The 26,450-nt window shown below is 41.1% G+C and carries 22 protein-coding genes; 10 read left to right on the top strand and 12 right to left on the bottom strand.

What is annotated here, in order from left to right; genetic code table 11:
- The first annotated feature begins 170 nt into the window (after window positions 1–170).
- The 3 genes from H5089_RS06180 (at window position 171) to H5089_RS06170 (ending at window position 3,798) form a co-directional block, all read left to right on the top strand.
- A complete protein-coding gene (locus H5089_RS06180) occupies window positions 171–1,409 on the top strand; it encodes a sugar MFS transporter (RefSeq protein ID WP_182711757.1) in 1,239 nt (412 codons plus the stop codon).
- 14 nt (window positions 1,410–1,423) lie between these two features.
- Window positions 1,424–2,926, top strand: coding sequence for a trehalase family glycosidase (locus H5089_RS06175; RefSeq protein ID WP_182711756.1), 1,503 nt, complete (start codon window positions 1,424–1,426; stop codon window positions 2,924–2,926).
- A gap of 182 nt (window positions 2,927–3,108) precedes the next feature.
- Entirely contained in the window at window positions 3,109–3,798 is a 690-nt protein-coding gene (locus tag H5089_RS06170) for a LuxR C-terminal-related transcriptional regulator (RefSeq protein ID WP_024595599.1), read from the top strand.
- 81 nt (window positions 3,799–3,879) lie between these two features.
- Here H5089_RS06170 and H5089_RS06165 read toward each other — a convergent pair whose 3' ends face one another.
- From H5089_RS06165 to H5089_RS06150, 4 genes are read right to left on the bottom strand one after another with little or no spacing between them, the layout of a single operon-like run.
- Window positions 3,880–4,653 (bottom strand): CsgG/HfaB family protein, encoded by a 774-nt coding sequence (locus tag H5089_RS06165; RefSeq protein ID WP_182197166.1) that lies wholly within the window; start codon window positions 4,651–4,653, stop codon window positions 3,880–3,882.
- Entirely contained in the window at window positions 4,653–5,078 is a 426-nt protein-coding gene (locus H5089_RS06160; protein WP_024595597.1) for a curli assembly protein CsgF, read from the bottom strand. The genes H5089_RS06165 and H5089_RS06160 overlap by 1 nt, the downstream gene beginning before the upstream one ends.
- On the bottom strand, window positions 5,068–5,466 hold the full coding sequence (locus H5089_RS06155; RefSeq protein WP_024595596.1) for a curli production assembly/transport protein CsgE: 399 nt from the start codon (window positions 5,464–5,466) through the stop codon (window positions 5,068–5,070). Before H5089_RS06155 ends, H5089_RS06160 begins: the two co-directional genes overlap by 11 nt.
- A 41-nt stretch (window positions 5,467–5,507) precedes the next feature.
- Window positions 5,508–7,010, bottom strand: a complete 1,503-nt coding sequence (locus H5089_RS06150) for a curlin (protein WP_182711755.1) — start codon at window positions 7,008–7,010, stop codon at window positions 5,508–5,510.
- Window positions 7,011–7,595: 585 nt separating this feature from the next.
- On the opposite strand from H5089_RS06150, the gene H5089_RS06145 reads away from it, so the two are divergent.
- Window positions 7,596–10,097, top strand: coding sequence for a S8 family serine peptidase (locus H5089_RS06145; RefSeq protein ID WP_154902977.1), 2,502 nt, complete (start codon window positions 7,596–7,598; stop codon window positions 10,095–10,097).
- A 63-nt stretch (window positions 10,098–10,160) separates the two neighbouring features.
- Here the strand turns inward: H5089_RS06145 and puuE are convergent, their stop codons facing one another.
- Genes puuE through xdhA form a run of 8 tightly spaced genes read right to left on the bottom strand, consistent with a single transcriptional unit; the run spans window position 10,161 to window position 19,219 of the window.
- On the bottom strand, window positions 10,161–11,093 hold the full coding sequence (puuE, locus tag H5089_RS06140) for an allantoinase PuuE (protein ID WP_182711754.1): 933 nt from the start codon (window positions 11,091–11,093) through the stop codon (window positions 10,161–10,163).
- Between the two features lies 1 nt (window position 11,094).
- Complete coding sequence (locus tag H5089_RS06135; protein WP_182711753.1) at window positions 11,095–12,306, bottom strand: urate hydroxylase PuuD; 1,212 nt, start codon at window positions 12,304–12,306, stop codon at window positions 11,095–11,097.
- A gap of 5 nt (window positions 12,307–12,311) precedes the next feature.
- Window positions 12,312–13,676, bottom strand: coding sequence for a guanine deaminase (gene guaD / locus H5089_RS06130; protein ID WP_024595279.1), 1,365 nt, complete (start codon window positions 13,674–13,676; stop codon window positions 12,312–12,314).
- A 2-nt stretch (window positions 13,677–13,678) separates the two neighbouring features.
- Window positions 13,679–14,017 (bottom strand): hydroxyisourate hydrolase, encoded by a 339-nt coding sequence (gene uraH / locus H5089_RS06125; protein ID WP_182711752.1) that lies wholly within the window; start codon window positions 14,015–14,017, stop codon window positions 13,679–13,681.
- Window positions 14,014–14,514 (bottom strand): 2-oxo-4-hydroxy-4-carboxy-5-ureidoimidazoline decarboxylase, encoded by a 501-nt coding sequence (gene uraD / locus H5089_RS06120; protein WP_024606698.1) that lies wholly within the window; start codon window positions 14,512–14,514, stop codon window positions 14,014–14,016. Before uraD ends, uraH begins: the two co-directional genes overlap by 4 nt.
- The gene (xdhC, locus tag H5089_RS06115; RefSeq protein ID WP_182711751.1) at window positions 14,511–15,401 is read right to left on the bottom strand and encodes a xanthine dehydrogenase accessory protein XdhC; all 891 of its coding nucleotides are present in this window, start codon (window positions 15,399–15,401) and stop codon (window positions 14,511–14,513) included. The genes uraD and xdhC overlap by 4 nt, the downstream gene beginning before the upstream one ends.
- Window positions 15,394–17,733, bottom strand: a complete 2,340-nt coding sequence (gene xdhB, locus H5089_RS06110; protein WP_182711750.1) for a xanthine dehydrogenase molybdopterin binding subunit — start codon at window positions 17,731–17,733, stop codon at window positions 15,394–15,396. Before xdhB ends, xdhC begins: the two co-directional genes overlap by 8 nt.
- Complete coding sequence (xdhA, locus tag H5089_RS06105) at window positions 17,720–19,219, bottom strand: xanthine dehydrogenase small subunit (RefSeq protein WP_182711749.1); 1,500 nt, start codon at window positions 19,217–19,219, stop codon at window positions 17,720–17,722. The genes xdhB and xdhA overlap by 14 nt, the downstream gene beginning before the upstream one ends.
- 198 nt (window positions 19,220–19,417) lie before the next feature.
- Here xdhA and H5089_RS06100 point away from each other — a divergent pair, with 198 nt between their 5' ends.
- The 6 genes from H5089_RS06100 to H5089_RS06075 all read left to right on the top strand — a co-directional run bounded on the left by H5089_RS06100 (window position 19,418) and on the right by H5089_RS06075 (window position 26,362).
- Entirely contained in the window at window positions 19,418–20,977 is a 1,560-nt protein-coding gene (locus tag H5089_RS06100; RefSeq protein WP_182711748.1) for an ABC transporter ATP-binding protein, read from the top strand.
- Complete coding sequence (locus tag H5089_RS06095; protein WP_182692491.1) at window positions 20,974–22,077, top strand: ABC transporter permease; 1,104 nt, start codon at window positions 20,974–20,976, stop codon at window positions 22,075–22,077. Before H5089_RS06100 ends, H5089_RS06095 begins: the two co-directional genes overlap by 4 nt.
- A gap of 3 nt (window positions 22,078–22,080) precedes the next feature.
- On the top strand, window positions 22,081–23,007 hold the full coding sequence (locus H5089_RS06090) for an ABC transporter permease (RefSeq protein WP_182711747.1): 927 nt from the start codon (window positions 22,081–22,083) through the stop codon (window positions 23,005–23,007).
- A 72-nt stretch (window positions 23,008–23,079) separates the two neighbouring features.
- Window positions 23,080–24,147 (top strand): BMP family ABC transporter substrate-binding protein, encoded by a 1,068-nt coding sequence (locus H5089_RS06085; protein ID WP_182711746.1) that lies wholly within the window; start codon window positions 23,080–23,082, stop codon window positions 24,145–24,147.
- A gap of 74 nt (window positions 24,148–24,221) precedes the next feature.
- Window positions 24,222–25,598 (top strand): uracil-xanthine permease family protein, encoded by a 1,377-nt coding sequence (locus H5089_RS06080; RefSeq protein ID WP_182711745.1) that lies wholly within the window; start codon window positions 24,222–24,224, stop codon window positions 25,596–25,598.
- 29 nt (window positions 25,599–25,627) lie between these two features.
- Complete coding sequence (locus H5089_RS06075) at window positions 25,628–26,362, top strand: DUF5020 family protein (RefSeq protein ID WP_182675000.1); 735 nt, start codon at window positions 25,628–25,630, stop codon at window positions 26,360–26,362.
- The last annotated feature ends 88 nt before the right edge of the window (window positions 26,363–26,450 follow it).

Raw genomic sequence — 26,450 nt, 5'->3', positions numbered from 1 at the left:
AAATCATGTTGAGTTAATGTTAAATTTAAAATGCAAACGATTGCATTAAGGGCTATTCTAAACTAAACTCAAACCTCACTGATATAAACACACACTGTGTATGCACTCGTTATGGGCATACAATAAAGGTCGTTATAGCGTTTAAATAACGCTGTAAAGCGAGGGCAATTATGAGTAAAACAAAAGTCACACTGGCAATTGCAGCAAGTTACTTTATTTTCGCTATTTTGTTAAATAGCGTGGGCACCGTTATTTTGCAGGCAATAAATACCCTTGGGGTAAGTAAAACAGAAGCTTCAGTGCTTGAGGGGTTTAAAGATTTATCCATTGCGATAATGTCATTTGTAGTGGCTTCGTTTATTCCTCGCCTAGGCTATAAACTGGCCATGCTTGGGGCACTTACTGTTGTTGCCCTTGCTTGTGTAAGTACGGCTTTAATTAGTGACTTTTATGCGTTTAAAATTTTATTTGCCGCCATTGGTTGTGGCTTTGCTGTGGTTAAAGTGTCGGTTTACTCTATTATCGGCCAAGTGACAGATGATGCAAATAGCCACTCTTCATTGTTAAACACCATTGAGGGCATTTTCATGGTTGGTGTGTTAAGTGGCTATTGGATTTTTACTGCTTTTATAGATCCAAACGATTCAACCGCGTGGCTCAACGTTTATTACTTGCTAGCAGCTCTGGCCCTAATCGTTATAGCGAGCGTAATTGCTGCGCCTATAAAGCCCGCCATTATAAGTAAAACTAAACGCTCCTGTTGGTTCGATTTTATCGCCATGCTTAAGCTAACATATCAACCGTTGGTACTCATATTTATAATTAGTGCTTTTTTATACGTATTAATTGAGCAGGGCGTAGGTACTTGGCTACCCACATTCAATAATGAAGTTTTAAAACTTCCTATAGCTATTAGTATTCAGCTGGCCAGTATTTTTGCTGCGGCACTTGCATTTGGGCGCTTAGTCGCAGGGCAAGTACTTAAACACATTCACTGGTTTGTTGTATTGAGCAGTTGTTTAATTGCGATGGCCGGCCTCATACTTATTACCCTACCGCTTACTGAGAATGTTACTGAAAATACAGTAATTAGCTTATTTGATGCACCACTTGCTGCATTTATTTTACCGTTGATTGGCTTTTTCATGGGGCCTATTTATCCGGTACTTAACTCAGTTATGCTCAGCGCTCTTGAAAAACATCGTCATGCCGCTATGACTGGCTTAATTGTAGTTTTTTCAGCACTTGGTGGAACAACAGGCTCAATAATAACTGGTTATGTATTTGAGCACTTTAGTGGCCAGCATGCGTTTTACCTTTCTTTGGTTCCCATTAGTTTGATTTTTATTAGCGTGATTTTTTTCAAAAAACGAACCGACGCTATCTCACAACACGCAACGACAGCTTAACAGTAAGGAAAGTTATGAGTTTTTTTGACAGCCAATTATTTAAAGATGTTCAAATGCAGCATGTATTTAGCGACTGTAAAACATTCGCAGATGCAATTGCGCGTGTTAATTGGCAAAGTGCATGTAAAAGGTATGAACAATTAGCGCCTTTAACTAATACGCAGCTTAGTGAGTTTGTAAACGCACACTTTATTACTTCTCCAGTGCTAGCAATGGGCACTGAGGCTGATACGTCATCGGTTAAACATTATATAGACTCGTTATGGAGTGGCCTTAGAAGAGAGGCGGATACCCCGAAGCAAGATTCATTACTAGCACTAAAGCACAGCTATATTGTGCCTGGCGGGCGCTTTCAAGAGATTTACTATTGGGATAGTTATTTTACAGCATTGGGCTTAATCGATGCAGATAAAGGTGATGTAGTTGAAGATATGCTACTTAACTTTGTCGATTTAATTAACGATTATGGTTGTATTCCAAATGGTAACCGTCGCTATTATTTATCACGCTCGCAGCCACCGGTTTTAGCACTCATGGTCGAGTTATTATGGGAACATACGCATAGCAAATCACTTAATGCGCAATGGCTTGCTATGTGTGTTGCAGCACTTGAAAAAGAATATATATTTTGGATGCAAGACGCGCAGTTGCTTTCGAGTGATTTATTGGGCTCAAAGCGGGTAGTAAGAATGCCTTGTGGTGGTGTTTTAAATCGTTATTGGGACGATGTAAGTGAGCCAAGAGCAGAGTCATTGCGTGAAGATTTAGCGCTAGCGGAAGGGTTGGCGAAGGAGAAAAAATCTGATTTTTATCGTAATATTCGCGCTGCATGTGAGTCGGGTTGGGACTTTAGTTCTCGTTGGCTTGGTGAGTCTAATTTACTAAGCTCTATTCAAACAACTGATATTGTTCCTATAGATTTAAACTGCCTTATGTATAACTTAGAGAATCAATTAAGCATATTCTTTCAATTGCTCGGCAATAGTGAACAAGCAGAGCATTACCAATTACTTGCCAGCAATCGCAAGGCACTTATTAATACTTACCTTTGGAATGAACCAACCGGTTTTTTTGTTGATTATAACTGCCGTACAACGACTCAATCTCCAATACTTAGTGCAGCGGCAACTACTGCTTTATTTGTTAATTTAGCCAGTAATGAGCAAGCAATCAAGGTAGCTACAATATTAGCCAATGAATTTTTAAAAGAGGGTGGCATTGTTACAACTATTACTCAAACGCCTCAGCAGTGGGATAGTCCAAATGGTTGGGCTCCACTCCAATGGCTTGCGGTAAAAGGGCTTAATAACTACGGTATTACTCAATTGAGTACACATATAATGCAAAATTGGGTAAATATGGTTGAGCAAAATTTTGCAGTAAATAAGTGCTTACTCGAAAAATACAATGTGTGCACACCAGCGGTTTTAGCCGGTGGTGGTGAATATCAAGTACAGCAGGGTTTTGGTTGGACTAATGGCGTAACGACTCGATTTTATAAATTACTAAACTACTAATCCGATCTGTTATTTATCTTACAAAAAATTGTTAAAACAAAAGTAATGCAGGTTATGTATTGATTTAATAGGTTTTTATCTGTTTTAGGATGAGAAACGATAACTTTATTTAATACCAAAATCTCATTGTAAGTTGTATTTGATTTAGGTAATGTAGTGTAAATGTTTCAAGGACGAAATTTATGCCCCATAAAAACTCAGTATTCGTAAAAACTACATTTCAATCATCTTTTCATTCACACAACTACACAGCTATTTTAAGAACACTACAGGCCTTGTTTGGTGATATTAAAATGGACGATGTTATTCCTAAAGCTGAGCAGCGTGCAAATTATGATTTGTTTTTAATAGATGGTGCTAAAAGCAAATGGCAAGATCTCATTCCCGCAGACCTTATTTGTTTAGCTAAACACCATAGTGTTGTTATCTTTAATGTTGATAAAGAAGATGTGTGCGAGCAAAACTTATTGCTTAACCATTTTAATGGTGTTTTTTATAAATCTGATGCGCCAGAAGATATTTTTAAAGGGTTAGTTCGTGTTGATACTGGCGAGCTTTGGTTTACGCGTAAAGTAATTTCAAAAGCTTTTAACGACATTTTAGCCGTGGCATCATCATTTAATAACCTACATGACGACATTGAATTAAAGCAGGACGATTACGATCATTTAACAAAGCGAGAAAAGTCCGTTATTCATTTAATTGCACAAGGTGCGAGTAACAATACAATTGCTGATAAGCTCAACATTAGCGACCACACTGTAAAAACACATTTGTACAGTGCGTTTAAAAAAACTAACTCACGTAACAGGGTAGAACTTGCGAATTGGGCTCAGCGTTACGTTTCTGTTTTATTACCAATGGCTAAATAAATAGCATATATAATCTCAATTTCTCCTATAAAAAAGGCTACTGTTAGTAGCCTTTTTTATTTGTTATGACGGCCTGTGTAATTAGCTCACTTTTTTAGCCCATAAGCCTTTATCAATGCCTTTTGTTATAAGGTCTGTCAGTGCTTTTTCTATTGCCTGAGTTACACAAATACTCATAGGTTCGTTGTCACTAAAGCCGGCTTCAGCTTCAGCTAGACGTTTGTAGCTTACGTATCTAAAAAAGCCTGCACGCATCTCTTGGCTTAATACTTTTTTGCTGGTGGCCACACTAAGCAACACTTGACCTGTACGAACATCCACAGCGCGTAGATAAATTGAAATAGCATCTTCACGGTAAAGCTCAGATGCGCCTATACCAAAGTATTCCATACCTAACCCACCCGTTTTCACATTGGTGTCATAGCTTATAATACCGCCCTCTAAAATGATTTTAGCTGTGGTAAGTGGAGGTAACTCAGCCTGGTTAGGGTTATCAGTTTGGCCTGCACGAATGATTTTTCGCTCAGTTAAAATGTTTTGTAAACCTTCACGCTCAACAGGTGTAAACCAATCAGATTCATGCAGTGCTTGTACGAGTATTGAATTAGCACCTTGAGTAACGGCAGTCGAAAACGAACTAACGTTAGTTTGTGGTTTATATTGACCTGTTTGGTCTCTAAATGAGTAGACCGATACCGGAATGCTGCCAACAGGTTTTGGTAAGTTTTTTAAGTCTGCAAATAATTCAGTTGGCTCTAGGCTAATTGCTTTTTGCTGTGATGGTGGAATAAGCTTACCTAAACTTGTACAGCCGCTCAAACCCAGTAATGTTATTGTTATTAGTAGTTTATACATTATCCAAACCTCGGTACTTCAATGATCACAACAGAGTCATCTAATATGTTTGTTATTTTTACTGTAATAGAATCGGTTGTGCTGGTTATAACTTCAATTTGATAATCACCACTCATAAAAATTGAGTCCTGATTAAAAATACTATCTTCAATATCCTCACCAAAAGCCATATCTGTAATTTCTCTTACCATGCGGTTTAAGTAAGTGCGCTCTAAAGAGTCTTGAAATTGTTCAGCATAACCTTTTTCGATTACCGGAGCCTTGTGCTTATTTTGAGCCTGTGCTTTGCTCAGCAGCATATTTGCATTGAGTGGATTACCACCAAAGCTTGGATTTATTGGGGTGTAAATTATTTCAGTCGCGGAAGCTGAAAAGCTTAATATTGTTATTATTATAAGGGCTATTTTTTTCATTTTACCATCCATCTTTAGCCATATCTGGTGTTGATGCAGCCATGTTTGAGCGAGCCATTGCATCTATTACTGTATAAACAGCTTGCTCAACACGTTCATCGAGGGGTTCTAATCTGCGACCTAAATAAGTCGCGTAAACGAGTTGATTATTCATTATTAAAGAAAGTTGTGTACCCGCTTTTGGTATTACGGTTTCTTTTATTTCAATATTAAAACCAGCTGTTGAAGGGAGATCTCGCCAGTAGTTTGAAAATTCATAATAAAATTGATGACCAAAGCGGCTAATACTTCTATCAAGTAATAAGCCATCTATTTCTAGTTCATCCGCAGCATGAGTTGCCCCAGAAAAACATAGGAAAAGTGTGAGTAGGTAACGATTAAAGTTAATATTTTTTTTCATAATTTAAAAAGGGGAGAGGATCGCTCTCCCCACCTCAACAATTACATTTGAGTAATTGTTGCTGCGTTTCCATCACCAATTTGGGTAACAGATACAGTGCTGTCAAAGCCAATTACTGAGCCTTCAACAATATTGTCGTTACCAATTTGAGTAACACTAAACGATACGTTTTCACCACCAACTAAAAATGCTGATTGTTCAACGCCAGTAACCCAGTTACCTTCACCTGTTTGTGAAATATCAATGCTGTGGTTATTGCCTTCAACCATCATATCAATAAGGTTTAACGTGCCACTTTGTGCAATATCAATTTGGTTATTATTACTATCTAAAATGCCAGCAAGGGTAACAATTGCTTCATTTTGAGAGCCGTCTTGAGCAATATCGATGTCATTATCGTTAGATGTAAGCGTTACATCTGGGTATGAAGATTGAACAAGTACGGCATTTTCATCGCCAGCTTGTACTAAATCAACATCATTGCCAGAGCCGTTAAAGTTAGCTAAGTGAATCGAGTTTAAATCACCTATTTGGGCTGATGTAAATTCATTGTCTGAACCAATTACACCCATGTAGGCTTCGTTTAAATCACCGTTTTGCATTGAAGTTAGTTCGTTGTTGTCACCAATTAAATCGGCTGTCATTAAGTTTTCAGCGCCAACTTGTGTTGCTGAAACCTCATTATTAGAACCTTCAAATAAGTTTGATTCAATTGTGTTAAGTGAACCTTCTTGATCTAAATCTATTTGGTTGTCGTCCCCAATTACAGTTGCAAACGTTACCGCATTAGTTAAGCCATCTTGCTCAATTTCAATTTCATTTGCATCACCAGAAATTGCACTAAATGCTACAGCATTACGATCACCTACTTGTTCAACTTCAAGCTCGTTGTCATTGCCTTGTAAACTACTTACTTTAAAGGTACTCCAATAACCGTCTTGAACTAAATCAAGAGTATTTTCGTCGCCTGTAAGCATCGTAATTTCTGCTTCATGCCATTCACCGGTTTGCAGTGAGGTAATTTCATTTGCGTTACCTTGCATATCCATGTTGTAGAACCAGTGACCACCAGTGCCTTGTTCAACATCAATGATATTATCATCACCAGTTACAATATTAATCGCTTCATTATTTACAAAAAAGCCTTGGCCAAATTGTGAAACAAATAACATATTATTATTACCAGTCACTTCAGAGATAAAACCATTAGCAACGCCATCTTGGCTGTATACTTGTAAGTTGTTGTCACCTGTGGTGATTACTTCAGCATAATTACCAAATTGGCTCTGCACAACTTCAGTTTCGTTATTATTACCGGTTGTTGTTACAAGCATGGTGTTGCTATCACCATCTTGTGTAAGTAGTGCAGTATTTTCATTAAAAGTTTGGATAAGAGTCATTGAGTTTTCAACACTTGCTATAGAAACGTTGGTAGCAAGTTCTGAGCTTGATGCTGATTTGTTGTTAGTATCTGCATAAGAAGCAAAGCTAGTACCCATTGCAATTGCAACTGCGCAGCTTAAAAGTGATTTGTTCAACTTCATTATTTTCTCCTTGAAATATTAAAACCAAACACCTTAAATTTTATAGGTTTTATAAGGTATTTGCTGTGTCAGCATGCCGTGCCGATATAATGTTTTGTGATCCGCTTGAAAAGCTCTTAAAGTAAAATTTTTCGATGTAGTTAATAATTATCACTAAACGCTTTGTCATTATTTTTAACTTACGTTTAATAACTGTTAATTATTAAGTACCCAATTACTGTATTCCTCAAATGTATTTTCTGAAATCATCATTTTTTACCAATTTTTTAATTTTTATTTTTCAGTGGGTTATGGTGCGGTTGTTGAGGTTTTTTATTAATTCAATCTAAAAGCAGTAAAAATCTCCGACCCTTTATTAGGTAAATGGCTTTGCGTGAATTTCATTAAAAGGTCTGTCTTTAGTGTTTTTTTTATACTTTAACTGGTCAAAATTGTTGGTTTTAACAACGTTTTTATTTTTTAACTTGTTAAATGATTAGTTTGGTTGTTTCCTTAGGGTATGCCATGTGATCCCTTGTACTCGAAATAGTGAAAGAACGTGCTTAGAGCATCTAAGCTAACCCAAAAAAAACTATGGATAGAACAATGAAAACAAAATTATCTATTATTACTCTTGCCTTACTTCCGTGCTTAGCAGCTGCAAAAGTTCCTGATGTGGGTGTAAAGCAATCTGTAACTGCTAGCAGTGATTCTATAATTGTTAAATATAAAAGTAATGCAACGAAAGAAATGCGTAAGCAGGCTCGTTCATTAGTTAAAGCTAAAATTACTGATCTAAATAAAGATGAACTTGATGACAGCTATACGTCTTTACTTTCAGGTCGCTTAGCTAAGTTTAAAGTGTCGGGAATGAGCACTAAGGACGCAATTGCGCTTTTAAAGTCTCATCAAGCTATTGAATATGTAGAGCCTGATTACCAAGTAAGCATTGCACGTACCCCAGATGATCCTCGTTTTGATGAGCTTTGGGGCTTAAATAATGATGGCCAAACGGGTGGTACAGCAGACGCTGATATTGATGCAGTAGAAGCATGGGATATTTCGACAGGTAGCCGCGATGTAGTGGTAGGTGTAATTGATACGGGTATTGATTACAGCCACAGTGATTTAGCTAGCAATATGTGGGTAAATAGCAGCGAAATACCAGGAGATGGTATTGATAATGATGGTAACGGTTTTATAGATGACGTGCATGGTATAAATGCCATTACTGACAGTGGCGACCCTATGGATGACGAAGGCCATGGCACCCACGTTTCAGGTACTATTGGCGCAAGTGGTGGCAATGGTATTGGAGTTGTAGGTGTTAACCATGAAGTATCACTTGTTGGTTGTAAGTTTTTAGATGCTGCGGGTAATGGCTCAACATCAGACGCTATTAAGTGTATTGATTACATGGTTAGCCTTAAAAACTCAGGCGTTAACTTACGCGTATTAAATAATAGCTGGGGTGGTGGCGGTTACAGCCAAGCACTAGCAGATGCAATTGCATCAAGCGAAGCGGCGGATTTACTCTTTGTAGCCGCAGCTGGTAACGATACTATTGATAACGATGTTAACCCGCATTACCCATCTAACTACGAAAACGCAAGTGTATTATCGGTTGCAAGTACGGATCAAACCGATGGTATTTCATGGTTTTCACATTATGGTTTAACAAGCGTTGATATGGGCGCGCCGGGTAGTGCTATTTTATCTACTACACCAGGTGAGAGCTATGCATCTTACTCTGGCACATCTATGGCAACCCCTCATGTAGCAGGTGCAGCAGCGTTAGTGTTGTCAATTAATCCTGAGCTTAGTACTCAAGAGCTGAAAGATTTACTAATGAACTCTGGCGATGCAAATGCTGCGCTACAAGGTGTAACGGTTGCAGGTACTCGTCTTAATGTTAACCAAGCGCTTATTGATGCAGACCCTACACCGGGCTTTAAAATATCAGCTGATCCACTTACGCAACAAATTGAAGCAGGCCAAGCTACAAACTACACATTTACAATTGGTTCAATTGCCGAATGGGATGAAGAAGTAACGCTTGAGTTATCAACAACATTAGGCGGCGCTTATTTATCATCGCTTACAGCGCGCCCAGGCGATGAAGTAATGCTAAATGTTGAAACCGATACTAACACTCAGTGGGGCGAATACGAGCTTACTGTAACAGCTACAGCTGGTGATATTGTTAAAGAGCAGTCAGTTAAATTAATGGTTCAACCTGTTGGCTTAAACGACTTTACTTACAGCAGTAACACAAGTGTTGATATTCCTGATAACTCGCCAGTAGGTGCAGTGTCAGTAATTAATGTTCCTGATGACTTAACAGTATTTGGTACTACTGCTGATGTAGATATTTCGCATACTTACTCAGGCGACTTAGTGGTTAAGTTAGTATCTGCTCAAGGCACACAAGTAACGCTACAAAGCAATGTGGGTGGTTCAAACGACGACATAGTTAGAAGCTTTACTTCTGAATCATTTAACGGCGAAGTTGCTACAGGCGATTGGACACTACAAGTAGAAGATACTGCTGCAGCCGATACCGGCACAATTAATGGCTGGTCATTAACGCTAAGCGCTATTGGCGAAGTTAGCCCACAACCACCACGTGCTAGTTTTGACGTTGAGACACAAGGCTTAACAGTTAACTTTATTGATTCAAGCACTGATTCAAATAACGATATTACACAGTGGAGCTGGAGCTTTGGCGATGGTGCAACATCATCTGATCAAAACCCTATGCATGTGTATGCAGCATCAGGTAATTACGATGTAGAACTAACGGTAACAGACAGTGAAGGCAATACAAGTACATCAACTCAAACGGTTGTTGTAAGTGATGTAGAGCTAGAAATCACCTTAAAACGTGCTAATAAGTCTCGCCTTGATACTATGCGTGTAGAGCTTAGTTGGGAAAGTGTTGGCGCTGAATCACTAAGTGTTTACCGTAATGGTGAGCTTGTAGATACTACTGCTGACCGAGGTCGTTACCGCGACTACGTACGTGGTGCTACATTACCATCGTACGATTACCAATTATGTGTAACTGAAAATGTATGTTCTAACATCATTACGGTTTCATTTAACTAACTACTCCTAAAGTGACTTTAAGCCCAGCATTGCTGGGCTTTTTTATGTTTTAAAAAATATAAACTATGCTTTTTTATATGGATGGGTTTTAAGCCAGTGCTCGGCTATTTGCTCACGTGTGGCAAACCAAACCTGATCATGCGAGCGAGCATATTCTAAAAACCGTGCTAATGCTTTTATTCTTCCTGGTCTGCCAATTAGGCGGCAATGCAAACCTATCGACATCATCTTTGGGGCGTTTTCACCTTGTGGGTCGCCTTCCTCGTATAGTGTATCGAATGCATCTTTTAAGTAATTATAAAACTGATCCCCGGCATTAAAACCCTGCACGGCAGCAAAGCGCATGTCGTTTACATCAAGCGTGTAGGGCACTATTAACTGTAGTTTACTTTCTTTAATACTGTAAAAAGGTAGGTCGTCGCTGTAATCGTCGGCATCATATAAAAACGAGCCATTTTCTACCACAAGGGCTGCTGTGTTAGGGCTTGTGCGCCCTGTGTACCAGCCTTTGGGCTTTTTACCGGTAAGCGTTTGAATGATCTCAATGGCTTGTTGCATATGCTCGCGTTCGGTTTGCTTATCTATATTTTGATAATTAATCCAGCGCAGGCCATGGCTTGCAATCTCGTGGCCCGCTTTAACAAAGGCTTTAGCTACATCGGGGTGGCGCTCAAGGGCCATCGCCACTGCAAAAATGGTGACCGGTATATCGTATTTTTTAAATAAACGCAGTAGCCTCCACACGCCAGCGCGTGAGCCATATTCGTAAATAGATTCCATGCTTATATGGCGGTCTTCTACATGCGGGGCACTGACTATTTCAGATAAAAATGTTTCGGCTGCTGCATCACCATGCAATACACAGTTTTCGCCGCCTTCTTCGTAATTTAATACCACTTGTACAGCTATACGGGCTTTATTGGGCCAATTTGCATGGGGTACATCTGGACCATAACCAATTAAATCGCGCGGGTAGTTTTTAAATTGCTCGCTCATGTTATTGCTCCTTTTTAAGTGCGCTGAGCCAAGAGCCTAGCGTTTCGCGCTCTGTGTCTGTCATTTTGGTCATATTGGCCAATGGCATATCTTTTGTTATAACCGCGCGGGTATGAATAAGCGTGCTGGCCTTTTTTACATCATTAATAGAGTCGAGCTTAAAGCCTAGCGGCGCGGTTTGAAAAAGCTCAGAGGTGGGTGTTTCGCTGTGACACTGTGTACAGTGCTTGCTAATTATATCCCACGCTTGTGCGTCGGTAATACTTGTTTGTAAAGGCGCGCTTTCGCCTGCATTTGTTGGTGTACTGGGCCAAGGTGCTATTGCCAGCATAAGGGCAAAAAAGGCGGCAATACCACTTACAAGTACTGAAGGTTTATTAACGCCTTGATGTTTTAAGTTAAAATAATGGCGTATCCACATACCAATACCAAACAGCGCAATTAAAATAAGCCAGCCAAAGTTGTGGCTGTAGGTATAAGGAAAGTGATTGCTAAGCATAATAAATACCACGGGTAACGTGGCGTAGTTATTATGAATAGAACACAGCTTTGCCTTTAAACCTGGCGCTGAATCAGGGATTCTACCGGCTTCTACTTCACTTATCATATAGCGTTGCCCTGGCATAATAATGTGATACACATTGCCAACCATACAAGTACCAATAAGTGCACCTACATGAATATACACAGCGCGGTCGCTAAATAATTGATCAACCCCAAAAGTCCACAGAGCTAATAAACCAATAACTACAGCAATAAACACTTTGCCGTTTTCGACCAGTGAGGTTTTACACAATAAACGATAAACACCATAACCTAAGCCAATAAAACCAAGGGATGCGCCAATAGCTGCAAATTTACTTAGCTCACTTTTACTGTTATCAATTAAATACACATCGGCGCCAACATAATAAAGTAAGCTAAATAGTAATATACCGGTGATCCACGTTGTGTAGGCTTCCCACTTAAACCAGTGCAAAGTATGCGGCATTTGTTCAGGGCCATTTTGATACTTAGCCACTTCGTAAAAGCCACCACCATGCACGGCCCATAAATCGCCTTTTATGCCTTTATCTATTTTCCACTGCGGTGGTGTTTGTAGGTTGTTATCAAGCCATGCAAAATAAAATGAAGCGCCAATCCATGCTATACCAGCAATAACATGAAAATAACGCAGTACTAAATGAGCAAGCTCAAATAAATAGTTTTCCATAACGGTTAAGCCTCTTCTAATACCGGTGAGCGGGTGTCTGAAAATTGATTGTTATCATCGCGCTTATACACACTTTTACCCATAATGTAGGTTTGCTCAACGCAGCGGTCGTCGCCTAACATCATCATTGCAAATAATTTTTCATGCAGGGTTTTGGCATGCTGTATTCTAAATTTTAAAAATGGGGTTGCTGAACAATCCATTACAATAAAATCGGCTTCACAACCGGCTTCAAAATTACCAATTGTCCCTTCTAAATCGAGCGTTCTAGCACCGCCGAGTGTTGCTAAATACAACCCTTTAAATGCTGAAAACTTTTGACCTTGTAATTGCTGAATTTTGTACGCTTCGTTACCTGTTTGTAGCATAGAAAAGCTTGTTCCCGCGCCTACATCGGTACCCATGCCTACGTTTATGCCGTGCTCTTCACAGGCTTTTAAATTTAAAAGTCCTGATCCTAAAAATAGGTTTGAGGTAGGGCAGTGCGATATTGCCGCATTGTTATCTGCAAGGCAGCATAGCTCGCGCTCAGATAAATGAATACTATGGGCAAATACTGAGCGTTTACGTACCATTTTTGCTTGCTCGTACACGCCTAAGTAATCTTCGGCTTCTGGAAATAGTCCTTTTACCCATTCGCACTCGTCTTTGTTTTCAGATAAGTGTGTATGCAGGTAGGTGTCTGGGTATTCTTCAAGCAACTGAGTACATTTTTGAAGTTGCTCAGGGGTTGATGTGGGGGCAAAACGCGGTGTAACTGCGTAGCTTAACCTATCAATATTGTGCCATTTTTCGATGAGGGCTTTAGATTCGTCATAACTTGTTTGCGCGCAATCAGATAAGTCGTCAGGGCAGTTACGGTCCATCATTACTTTACCGGCAATCATGCGTAAATTGCGTTTTTGTGATTCTTTAAAAAACGCATCAACCGATTGCGGATGCACAGTGCCAAATACAAGGGCAGTGGTTGTGCCATTGCGCAGCAGCTCGTCTAAAAAGCGGTTAGATATCTCTTTTGAATAATGCTCACAGGTAAACTTTTTTTCGGTTGGGAAGGCGTATTCGGTGAGCCAACTTAAAAGCTGCTCGCCATACGCGCCTACCATTTCGGTTTGCGGCAAATGTATGTGTGTGTCAATCATACCAGGCATAACGAGTTTGCCATCGTGGCGGATAACACGCGCTGATTTATCAATTGTAGGCAGTATGTCTTGCTCATAGCCAAGCTTAACTACTTTGCCGTGCTTGATAACTAATGCGCCTTTTTCAAAAAAACGATGGGCGTTTTCGCCAGCAATGGCAGGGTCGTCAACAAAGTCGAGTATATCGGCACAAACTACTGTTAAGTTATTATTGTTTTGCGTGCTCATTATTAGCTACCTCTGTATGTAGAGTAGCCAAACGGGCTAAGCAACAACGGAATATGGTGATGTTTAGTATCTTGTAATCTAAACGTTATTTGCGCCTCTGGGTAAAACGCAGGGGTAGGTTGGTTTTGGTAATAACTATCTAAATCAAATACTAGCTTATAGGTTGCAAATTCTACTTCTGTATTGAGCCAATCGGTAATTCGCCCATCGGAATCGGTTTTGCCTTGGGTTAGTTGTACCCATTCGTTATTTGTAAGTTTAAATAGCTTAACAGCAACATTTGCTGATGGTTTTCCGGTGCTTGTATCAAGTATATGGGTAGTTATAGGGCTTTTGCTCATAGCAGTGACTCCAATCTTATTTTTGTTATTTTGGCTTGTTCGCCCGCGGCTATATTTAGCTCTGTACTGCGGGTGTTGTGTATGCGCTGCTCTATGAGTTCGAGCATTTGTTCGGCCGTTTTACCGGTGGCGCACACAATAAAAATAAAGCCAAACTTGTTCAGGTACTCTTTATTGAGGGCAATCATTTTGGTAAGTACGGCTTCGTTTGCTTTGCTCATACCCGATTGCTCATGCCCCGCTTTTTGTGCGGTAGCAGCGTATTTTTTGCTAAGGGTTGATAAGTCGCCTATTTGCGGGTGGCCTTCAAAGGCAGCTAAATAGTCACTTTCGCCAAGGTTATCCCATGTGCTTTGTGCGCATTCAAACAGCTGCTGAGCACTTTTAAATGGCATTGCTTTTACCATGCCCGCCACCCAGTTAGGGGCCGCGCAGCAATGCTCAAGTGCTTGTTTTACTTGTGCATCATTTAGCGTATTTATTTGTAAACTACTCATGCGTTTACTTCCTCTTGCGTGGTGCTAATTAAGGCATTTTTTAGTGTGCGCCATTGCAAGCCTTGGCGTTTTGGCTCTTGGGTTTGCATAGCCTGATAAAGGCCAATTAGCTGTCCACTAATCGAAATAGCCACTTCCATTGGTAATTTGCCCGAAATGTTATTAAGCCCAACAGGGCAGGTCATTTGCTGTATTTGATCGGCTGTAAAATCGCGATGTGCTAGGCGCTGCTTAAAGCGTTTGGCTTTAGTGTCAGAGCCAATTACACCAAGCCAATTGGCATCGGCGCGTTTAATAATGGCTTGGGTGAGTGCAAAGTCGAGCTGGTGGTTATGGGTCAATATTAAGTAGTTGTTAGCTTTAGGCGCACGTTTTACTTGCTCTGTTGGTTCTTCATCAACCACTTTTACTACGTTATTTGGAATAGCCTGTGGGAATACATCGGCGCGGCTATCTATCCAGCGTATGCGCATAGGTAGTTGTGCCAATATACCAATAAGCGCCTGTGCTACGTGGCCTGCGCCATAAATGTCTAAGGTAAAGCGCTCGCATTGCATGCATTCAAGCATAACGGTGGCAGCCCCGCCGCAGCACTGGCCTAAATTTGCACCTAGGTTAAATTGCTCAATTACTTGGGCGGCTTCGCCTTTGGAAAGTAGTTCGCGGGCTTTTTCTATTACTACGTACTCAAGATGGCCACCGCCAAGGGTGTCGTAAATATGCTCGCCGCTTATTACCATTTTAGAGCCTGTGCCGCGTGGGGTTGAGCCATTGGTGCCAAGTACCGTGGCAATTACATAGTTAGTGCCGCTTTGTTCGTGCTCGTTTATAGCCTGCGCCCAATTTTGCGTATGAAAACCCTGAAACGACTCATTTAAATTAGTCATGTTGATGCTCCTTAAACCAGCTAGCGGTTTGCTCAATTGCACTCAATACTCGCTCTGGGGTTGCGGGTGTATCCAGTGGGGCGGTGTATTTGTAATCAGCCACACTGCTTATTGCATTACGAATGGCGCTCCATACACTAAAGGCCAGCATAAATGGCGGCTCGCCTACGGCTTTTGATCTAAACACGGTGGTTTCTGGATTTGCTGAGTTATAAAGATTGACGTTAAATTCGGCAGGGGTATCGCCAATGGCTGGTATTTTGTAGTTGGCTGGGCCAAAGCTTGCAAGCTGGCCTTTATCATTCCATTGTAAGTCTTCGGTTGTTAGCCAGCCCATACCTTGTACAAAGGCGCCTTCAATTTGCCCTATATCAAGTGCTGGATTAATTGAACTGCCTACATCATGCAGTATATCAACGCGAGTTACCGTGTTTTCACCAGTTAGGGTATCTACTTCTACTTCGCTGAGCGCTACGCCGTGAGCGTAGTAAAAAAATGGGCGGCCTTCACCTTTGGCTCTATCGTAATGAATTTTTGGTGTGGCGTAGTAACCGGTAGATGAAAGCGATATACGATTCATGTAAGCAAGATTCGCAAGTTCGCTAAAGCTAATTTCCCCTTTACTAAAAGTAATGAGGTTATCTTTAAATACAACAGTGTTGCTGTCTACTTCAAAGTGCTCGGTAATAAAATCAATTAAGCGCTCTTTTATTGTGTTTACTGCATTTAGCGCCGCCATGCCGTTTAAGTCGGTACCACTTGAGGCCGCTGTTGGTGAAGTGTTTGGCACCTTGTCGGTACGCGTAGCACTAATACTTACCGCGTTAAAATCGACCCCAAAGCCATGGGCTACAATTTGCGCAATTTTGGTATTCAGCCCTTGGCCCATTTCGGTGCCGCCGTGGTTTAAATGTATAGAGCCATCGCTATATACATGCACTAATGCACCGGCTTGGTTTAAGTGTTGTACAGTAAACGATATACCGTATTTAACCGGCGTCATTGCAAGGCCTTTTTTTATAATAGGTGACGATACGTTAAATGCTTTAATAGCCTCTTTACGTGCCCAGTAGTCACCCGACTCCTCAAGCTGAGCAATCATATCTATTAAAATATGTTGCTCTACGGTTTGATGGTACGGCGTGGTATCGCGGCCTTTTTTATATAAATTGAGTTTTCTAATTTCAAGCGGATCTTTACCTAATTTAGCTGCTATATCGTCCATTATTAGCTCGCCCATAATCATGCCTTGCGGGCCACCAAATCCTCTAAATGCGGTATGGCTTACGGTATTTACTTTACAGCGATTACCCTTAATTGTGGCGGCTGGGTAGTAGTAGGCGTTATCGGCATGAAACATGGCGCGGTCTACAATTGCATCCGATAAGTCGGGGGAGTAGCCACAAAATCCGTTTACGGTAATGTCGGCACCTTCTATTAAACCATTTTCGTCAAAACCAACATGATAGTGATTATAAAAAGGGTGGCGCTTACCGGTTAATTTAAAATCGTCGCTGCGGGCTAGGCGCATTTTTACTGCGCAGCCAAGGTGGTAAACCGCAAGAGCTGCAAGGCATGCCCATGGTGCGCCTTGGGTTTCTTTGCCGCCAAAAGCACCGCCCATACGGCGGGTTTCTACGTTTACAAAGCTAAATGGCTTTTTTAAAATTTTAGCAACTAAGTGCTGCACCTCAGTAGGGTGTTGCGTAGAACACTGAACATGAATGCCCCCGTCATTATCAGGTTGCGCCAGCGCAATTTGGCCTTCTAAATAAAAGTGTTCTTGCCCGCCTATGCTTATTTCGCCTTTAAGCTGGTGGGTTGCGTCATTAATGGCGTTTTCGCTGTTACCACGGTTAAGTGAATGGGGCGGCCTTACCCAATGCTCTTTGCTAATGGCTTCTTTAATATCAAGTATGGGTGTAGTTTGCTCGCACTCTATAACCACCAAGCGTGCAGCGCGGCGCGCTATTTCATAGGTGTCGGCAACGACAATTAATACAGGTTGCCCGTGGTATTGAATTTCATGGCTGGTCAGCAGTACATCACCAGGAAATACCGGGCCAATATCTAATTTACCCGGAACATCTTCGGCCGATAAAATACGTTTAACGCCTTCAACTGCCAGTGCGAGACTGGTATCTATTGATTTAATAAAGCCGCTTGTAACAGGGGCGAGCACTGGGTAGGCATGCAGGCAACCGTAAGGCTCAGGGTTATCGTCGGCAAAATTTGCACTGCCACAAACTTGTTTAATAGCGCTTTCGTGATATTTAGATTCTCCAACGCTACCACCTTGCGCTTTTAGTTTATCCATTTCAAAGTGACGCATGTGAGATCCTCGTAATGGCAATGTTGTTATTGTTGCGTGCTTGTGGCTCACAAAACTCAATACCAATGCGTTGTAATAAGTTTTTGCTTACCGTGGTGCGGTAATGCGCACTGCTTCTCACATCGCTCATGGGCGTAAAGTCATCGTTAATAGCCGTTGCTGCGTCTATAAAACTACTTACTTGTAATGATTGAGATATCAGCTTTTGCTCAATATGATGTGCGCGCTTAGGAATAGCAGCCATACCGCCCATAGCGCAGCGGGCTTGGGTAATCATGTTTTGTGAATGCTCTATAGCAAGCACCAAACAAACGGTAGATATATCGTCTTCAAAGCGTTTTGATATTTTATGACATGCCAGTTTTAGCGACTCTGGGCGCTTTGGAATGGTGAACTTACTAATTACTTCATCGCTTTTAAGAGCTGTTTTTTTGTAATCAATAAAGTAGTCAGCAACTTTAATAGTACGCGTACCAGCGCTGCTTAATAAATCCATTGATGCATTAAGAGCGATTAAAAGGGGAGCTGGATCGCCAATAGGAGAGGCATTCCCTATGCTGCCACCAAGCGTGCCGCTGTTACGTACTTGGCTTGATCCTAAGCGTTCAAATAGCTCTTTTGACTCTGGGTAATGGTTATAAAATACTTCAACAAATTGGCTATAAGGTAGTGCTGCACCAATGTGTAACTCACCGTTATTATCTGCCAAGGTGCAAAACTCCTTTACTTGGCTAAGGGAGATAATTACATCTGGTAAGAGCATGTTTTGGCTAAGCTCAATGGCAAAGTCGGTGCCACCAGCAACTAAATGTGCATAAGGATAAAGCGCTTTTAGCTCAACAAGTTGCTGGGCAGTTTGTGGTAAGTAAAATTTACGAGGACCATTTTTTAAAAATGGAATATCGTCATCATATTGCGTATTAAGTGATGCTTTAAATTGAGCGGCCATTGCTGAGTACGGTTCAGCTTTACGTTCATAGCTATAGGCTTTTTCGGCTGCAAGTAATATAGGGCTATAACCTGTACAACGGCATAAGTTACCGCCAAGTGCATGAATAACCGCTTTTTTACCAGGGTACGTTGGCTCATTAATATAAAGAGCCAACAAACTCATTATTATACCGGGCGTGCAAAAACCACATTGCGAACCATGGCACTCTACCAGTGCACGTTGTACGGGATGTAAATCGGTTAAGTTTGGGTATAAGCCAGTAGTCACAGCCTCTACCGTTACTATATGTTTTGCATGCGCATTACCTAATAACAATAAACAGCTGTTCATTGTTTTGTATTGCCAACTAGTTTGCCCGTTTGCATTTATACGCTCTTCACCCACTAATATTGTGCACGCACCACAGTCGCCAGTTGCACACCCTTCTTTGGTGCCCACTTTCCCTTTTTTGGTGCGTAGCCAGTCCAAAATGGTGAGACTTGGCGAACATTCTTGTACTTCAATTGGCGTGTTATTTAATAAAAATTGAATCACACAGACCCCCTTAATTTTTATAAAGCCCTGATACATAAAGGCTTGGCGTATGTTTTTTCTTGTTGTTTGCGCACGGGTAAGAAAAATACTTTTTCATCTTGGTAAGTATATTGCAGTTACCATGCCATTGTTGACCGGTTGGTCAGTTGATGTTTTAAGTAGGCTAAATTGCTCATTAAGTACAAATAGGCCCTAATAATGAATAATAAATACCGCCTTACTATGCAGGGAATGACAAAGCAGTATCCCGGATGTATAGCCAATAATGACGTAACCTTAAAAATTAAGCATGGTGAAGTGCATGCCTTATTAGGTGAAAACGGTGCAGGTAAAAGCACATTAATGAAAATGCTTTATGGTGTGATTAAACCTGACCAAGGGGACATGTTTTTCAACGGCCGTATAATGAATATAAAAGAGCCTGCTGATGCGCGTGATTTAGGCATTGGAATGGTGTTTCAGCACTTTTCGTTATTTGAAACACTTACGGTCGCCCAAAATATTGAACTAGCGTTAGGTGATTTAGCAGGGCATAGCAGCACGCTTGCGGGTCGAATTACGAAAACATCAACACGTTATGGTATGCCATTAGACCCCCATAGACTGGTATCAACACTTTCAACTGGCGAGCGCCAACGAGTAGAAATTGTTAGATGCTTATTATTAGATATTCAGTTACTTATTTTAGACGAACCCACTTCAGTACTGACTCCACAAGAAGTCGATGCATTATTTAAAACCCTAAAGTCACTTAAAAAAGAAGGCTGCTCTGTGCTGTTTATTAGCCATAAACTGCACGAAGTGATTGAGCTATGTGACAGTGCGACCATTTTGAGAGGCGGGAAAGTAAGCGGGCATTGTATTCCTAAAAACGAAACTAGTGAGTCAATTGCTAGGCTGATGGTAGGCGACAACACGCCAATTAGTAACCAAACTCGCAGAGCTTTGGGTACTGCGGATTTTTTAACCGTTAATAATTTAACCACCGCCGCACAAGCATTATTTGAAACCCCCCTTAAAAACATTAACTTTGCAGTACAGCAAGGCGAAATAGTGGGGATTGCGGGTGTTGCAGGCAACGGACAAGAAGAGTTATTAAAAGTGCTTTCGGGGGAACAAATTCAAGCTAGTAGTAGCGCCATTAAATTTAAAAATACCGTAGTTGATGCACTGTGCCCGCTAAAAAGGCGCCGCCTTGGGCTTGCATGTGTGCCAGAGGATAGGCTTGGGCGAGGAGCCGTGCCCACTATGGATTTGGCACAAAATGCATTGCTTACTAGTTTTGATAATGGGCTGGTTAAAAATGGCTTTTTAGTAAAACAAAAAATTACTGAGCTTGCTAATAAAATCATTACAAAATACAAGGTTAAAACGCCAAGTTTTCGCACTCATGCAGCTAGCCTTTCAGGTGGTAATTTACAAAAATTTATTATTGGTCGCGAGGTAGAGCAAAGTCCAAAACTACTCGTTATGTCGCACCCTACTTGGGGTGTAGATATAGGTGCACAGGTGGCGATACATGAAGCTATTTTAAAGCTTCGCGACGAAGGGTGTGCGGTACTCGTTATTTCAGAAGATTTAGACGAACTTTATAAAATTTGCGACCGCATTGGCGCAATTTGTGATGGCAAACTGTCTCCTATTTTAAATACCGATACCGTACCGCTTGTGCAGTTAGGGCAGTGGATGGCTGGCGACTTTAGCGATGTTTTTAATAACCAGCCTAAAGTACACACACCACAAGGGGCACTCGTATGATTAAGTTAGAACCACGTGTTGAACGCTCACCAGCGTGGAGCTATCTCTCTCCTGTTTTAGCTATTTTACTCACATTAATAACCGGTTACGTGGTGTTTGCTTTATTAGGGCATGATCCTCTAAATGCCCTGTATACATTGCTTATAGCACCTGTTGCCGATTGGTATGGTGTAACAGAGCTACTTGTAATGACCATTCCTATTTTGCTATGCGCCTATGGCTTAGCGCTTTGTTATAGAGCATCGGTTTGGAATATAGGCGCAGAAGGGCAACTGCTTATTGGTGGTGTATGTGCAAGTGCTGTAGCCGTTAACTTTGTTGACTCAACAAGTGCTTTTGCAATGCCACTTACATTATTCGCTGGTATTGCTGGTGGCATGTTGTGGGCGGGGCTTGCTGCTTTTATGAAGCTGCGTTTAAACACCAATGAAATTTTAGTCACCATAATGCTCAACTACATAGCAGTAAATGTATTGCTGTGGGCTGTTCATGGGCCACTCAAAGATCCTCACGGTTATAACTTTCCTGAAAGTGCATTGTTTGGCGATAGCACGTTATTGCCTGTTTTATTCGACGGTACTCGATTGCACTTAGGCCTGGCGTTTGCGTTATTGGCGCTATGCGCCACATGGGTTTTTATTAGTAAAACCTTTATAGGCTTTCAAATACAAGTACTTGGGCTTGATGCATCCGCGGCCAAAATGGCGGGTTACAAGCGAGCATTATTAATTGCCGGAGTGCTAGTTATTAGCGGGGGCTTGGCGGGGCTCGCTGGAGCGGGCGAAGTAGCTGGGCCTATTGGACAGTTGGTTCCGCAAATATCACCCGGTTATGGCTATGCCGCCATTATTGTTGCTTTTTTAGGGCGACTCCACCCAGTAGGAATTACGTTTGCGGGCTTATTAATGGGGCTTATTTATATGGGAGGTGAACTTGCGCAAATTAACATGGGATTACCTAACGCTATAACCGGTATTTTTCAGGGGTTAATGCTGTTTTATCTACTCTCGTGCGATGTGCTTATTACTTATCGCCTTAGATTTTCGCTGCCATTTAAACAACAAAAAGCGCAGCCAATACATATTGCACAGGAGTCTTAAATCATGGAATTAGATGTAATTACTAATATTTTATACGCCACTATTCGTACAGGCACCCCCTTATTGCTGGTGGCGCTGGGTGAAATGGTATGCGAAAAAAGCGGCACCTTAAATTTAGGGCAAGAAGGCATGATGCTACTTGGCGCAGTGGCAGGGTTTATAACTATGTACCAATGCGACAACCTATTTATTGGTTTTACGGTAGCAGCTTTGGTCGGGGTTATGGCCTCACTTATTTTTGCTTTTGTAGCACTTAATTTAAATGCTAGCCAAGTAGCGGCAGGTTTAGCGCTGACTATTTTTGGTACAGGCCTCTCGGCATTTTTAGGTGCTGACTATGAGGGAAAAACCATTAACGCGTTACCTACTTTAGCAATTGCAGGGTTTGAGCATATTCCGGTTTTAGGCAAAGCGCTATTTTCGCAAGACGCCATTGTGTATTTAAGTTGGGGTTTAGTGCTTGGTGCGTATTTGTTTTTTAAATACCACAGAGCAGGGCTTGCAGTACGAGCTATTGGCGAAAACCCAAGTGTGGGTAATAACTTAGGATTACCTGTAATGCGTACACGTTATTTAGCCGTAATGTTTGGCGGCGCACTGGCTGGCATTGCGGGCGCATATTTGTCGTTGGCTTATACACCACTTTGGACTCAACACATGACTGCAGGGCGAGGTTGGATAGCTCTTGCTTTAGTGGTGTTTGCAAGCTGGCGTATTGAGCGCGTAATGCTTGGCGCTTATTTATTTGGCTTTGCCAGCATTATGCACTTAGTGGCACAGGCTTTTGGGTGGGCTGTGGAGTCTAACTTACTGGCCATGTTGCCTTATGGTGCAACGCTTATAGTACTGATTATGCTAAGTAAAAATAAACAAAAATTAAAAATGTACGAACCCATGTGGCTAGGTAAACCTTGGCACAAGGGTCATTAAATTAATTACAAAATCAATATGGCAAATCACCTGCTACAACAGGATATTAAAAATATAACACGGAGAATAACAATGAAAAAACTTATAACAGCACTCGGGGTTGCATTGAGCTTAGGCATAAGCGCATCTGCTATTGCAAAAGATAGCGTAAAAGTTGGCTTTGTATATGTAAGCCCCATAGGTGAGGCCGGTTGGACTTATACACATGACTCTAGCCGCCACTACCTAGAAGAAAAGTTTGGCGACAAAATAGAAACTACTTTTGTCGAAAGCGTACCAGAAGGAGCGGATGCAGAGCGTGTTATTACGCAACTGGCTAAAAGCGGGCACGATTTAATATTTACCACGTCGTTTGGCTACATGAACCCAACACTTAAAGTGGCTAAACGATTTCCTAATGTAAAGTTTGAGCATGCCACAGGCTATAAACGCGCAAAAAACGTAAGCACTTACTTTGATCGCATTTACGAAGGACGCTACCTAACAGGTGTTATTGCAGGACACATGAGTAAAACCGACAGCATTGGTTATATTGCTGCGTTTCCTATTCCGGAGGTAATACGCGGTATAAATGCATTTACGCTTGGCTTGCGCTCAGTAAAGCCGAATGCAAAAGTAAAAGTAGTGTGGGTTAATAGCTGGTTTGATCCGGGTAAAGAGCGTGAAGCTGCCGATAGCCTAATAGATCAAGGCGTTGATATTATTACTCAACATACTGATTCGCCTGCACCACTGCAAGCAGCGCAAGCCGCTGGTATTTACGCTATTGGCTACCACTCAGATATGAGCGGATACGGTAAAAAAGCACATTTAACGGCAGCGGTTCATCACTGGGATGAATTTTATGCAGAGCGCGTACAGCAAGTACTTGACGATAAGTGGCAATCGCAAGATATATGGAAAGGGATAGGCTCAGGGATGACTCGCTTGGCGCCGCTAAGTAAAGATATTCCAAGTGATGTAGTAAGTGAAGTAAATGCTATTTCAGAGAAAATTGGTAAAGGTGAATTTCATCCATTTACTGGCCCTATAAAAAATCAGCAAGGTGAGCTGATTATTGATGCGGGTAAAACAATAGACGACAAAACGTTGTTGGGTATGGATTTTTATGTTGAGGGCGTTGAAGGGCAGCTTAAATAAGCGGTTAACGCAATAACAATGAGTTGGTCACTTAGACAAATACAGTGGCTAACTTGCAAAACGTAGAGGTTTATATGTCAATAAATACAAGCTCGTCTGACGATATTATATATGCAGTTGATGACAAACCAGGCGTAACTGAATCATTTTTTGCCGCACTACAGCACGTACTCGCAAGCTTTGTAGGTATTATTACACCCACGCTTATTATTGGCGGTGTGCTTGGTTTAGCTGCTGAAATACCTTATTTAATTAGTATGGCATTATTTGTATCTGGTGTAGGCACGGTTATACAAGCGCGGCGTGTTGGCCCTGTGGGTTCAGGATTAATATGTGTGCAAGGTACAAGCTTTGCCTTTTTAGGGACTATTTTAGCAACAGGCTTTACCGTTAAAGCCACCGGAGGCAATAACGACGAGGTCCTTGCCACTATATTTGCAGTGTGCTTTTTGGCCGCTTTTGTTGAAGTATTTATTAGTTTTTTTATTAGTAAATTAGGCAAAATAATTAAGCCAGTAGTTACTGGTGTGGTCATCACTACTATTGGTATTTACCTAATTAAAGTAGGTATGACTGATATAGGTGGCGGGCAATGGCTACTTACTAATATGCCTGAAAAATTTGCTTCAACGAGCAACTTAATTGTTGGTTTTTCGGTTGTTGCTTTAGTGGTGCTGCTTAATGCAAGTAAAAACCAATGGGTGAGGCTAACGGCTGTGGTAGTTGCAATGATACTTGGCTGGTTACTTGCGTTTGTATTAGGTATCGCTAATTTTAAATTAGGTGAATTTGACCTAATTGCTATCCCACTGCCTTTTAAATACGGCTTTAATGTTGATTTTGGTGCACTCATAGCCTTTGGTTTTTTATACCTTATTACTGCAATTGAATCGACAGGCGATATTACTGCCAATTGTGCGGTTTCTAAGTTACCTGTTAGAGGACCTAGTTACTTAGCACGTATTCGCGGCGGTATTTTAGGAGATGGTGTTAACTCGATGATTGCCGCTTTATTTAATACTTTTCCTAATACTACTTTTAGTCAAAACAACGGCGTTATTCAGCTAACTGGAGTTGCCAGCAGATATATTGGCCTGTGGATAGGCAGTATTTTAATTATTCTTGGCTTGTTTCCTGTGATTGGCGCTGTATTACAAAATATACCTAAACCTGTTTTGGGCGGTGCAACGCTTGTAATGTTTGGCACCGTAGCAGCCGCTGGGGTCAAAATACTCGCCAGCGAAAAAATAAATCGCAGAAGTTTACTTATTATTGCGGTGAGTTTGGGGCTCGGGCTAGGTGTTAGTTTTGTACCGGAGTTGTTTACAAACGCACCTAAGTTAGTTACTGCCATATTTGGTAGTGCAGTGACGGTGTCGGGTATCACCGCAATAATAATGACGTTGGTACTACCAGAAAATTACTCAGCAAGTACGGATCATCTTAACTAAACTAATAAAAATCATAAAAGGGATTAACAATGAAAATCAAAACAATAAAAAAATTAGCATTAGTAACTGCAATTGCAATGTGCTCTACAGGTGTATCGGCTAAAGAGCTTTGGTCTGATTTTAGTATTACCGCAATGACAGGAGCCGACTACCTAGAGCCGTTTTCAGGTACTGAAGATGATAGAAGTGTTGTTACTATAGAGCATGCATCGGGACATACATGGGGCAGTACGTTCTTCTTTATGGATAGACTAAGTAATCCCGATGAAGTGTACGGTGAGCTAAACATAAACCCTACTCTTTACAAGCCACAAAATAGCTTTGTTAAAGAGGTGTTTTTAGGCCTACAAACAGAGTATGGCTCGGGAGATACGGATCAAAATAACTATTTATTAGGGGGCGGTGTATCACTTGATGTACCTGGCTTTCAATATTTTAATGTGGCTTATTATCGTCGTTTTCAAGATGATATAGGTATTCAACGTGAAGATAATAACCAAATAACAGTCACGTGGGGCTACAACAAAGGTAACTTTAGATACGATGGCTTTTTAGATATTGTAGATAGCACCGACACAATGTTTGGTAAAAGTGAAGGTGGCTTTAACTTTACCTCGCAGATTAAATACAATATTGCCCCTATGCTCGGCTTAGATACAGGCCGCCTTGATGTGGGTATTGAGTATGTTTATTGGAAAAATAAATTTGGTGTAGATGGTCAAACCGAACATAATCCAAACTTGCTAGTTAAATGGCATTTTTAACAGCAAATTGAATGGTATTTAATTAATAATTAAAGGCTACTTTTTAGTAGCTTTTTTATTTGATAATCTTAAATAATTGAATAGCTTG

It is taken from the genome of Pseudoalteromonas sp. SR45-1, from assembly GCF_014163655.1.
Taxonomy (GTDB): Bacteria; Pseudomonadota; Gammaproteobacteria; order Enterobacterales; family Alteromonadaceae; genus Pseudoalteromonas; species Pseudoalteromonas distincta.
Note: the sequence above shows the minus strand (reverse complement) of the source record. Positions and strands in the feature narration are given on the sequence as shown.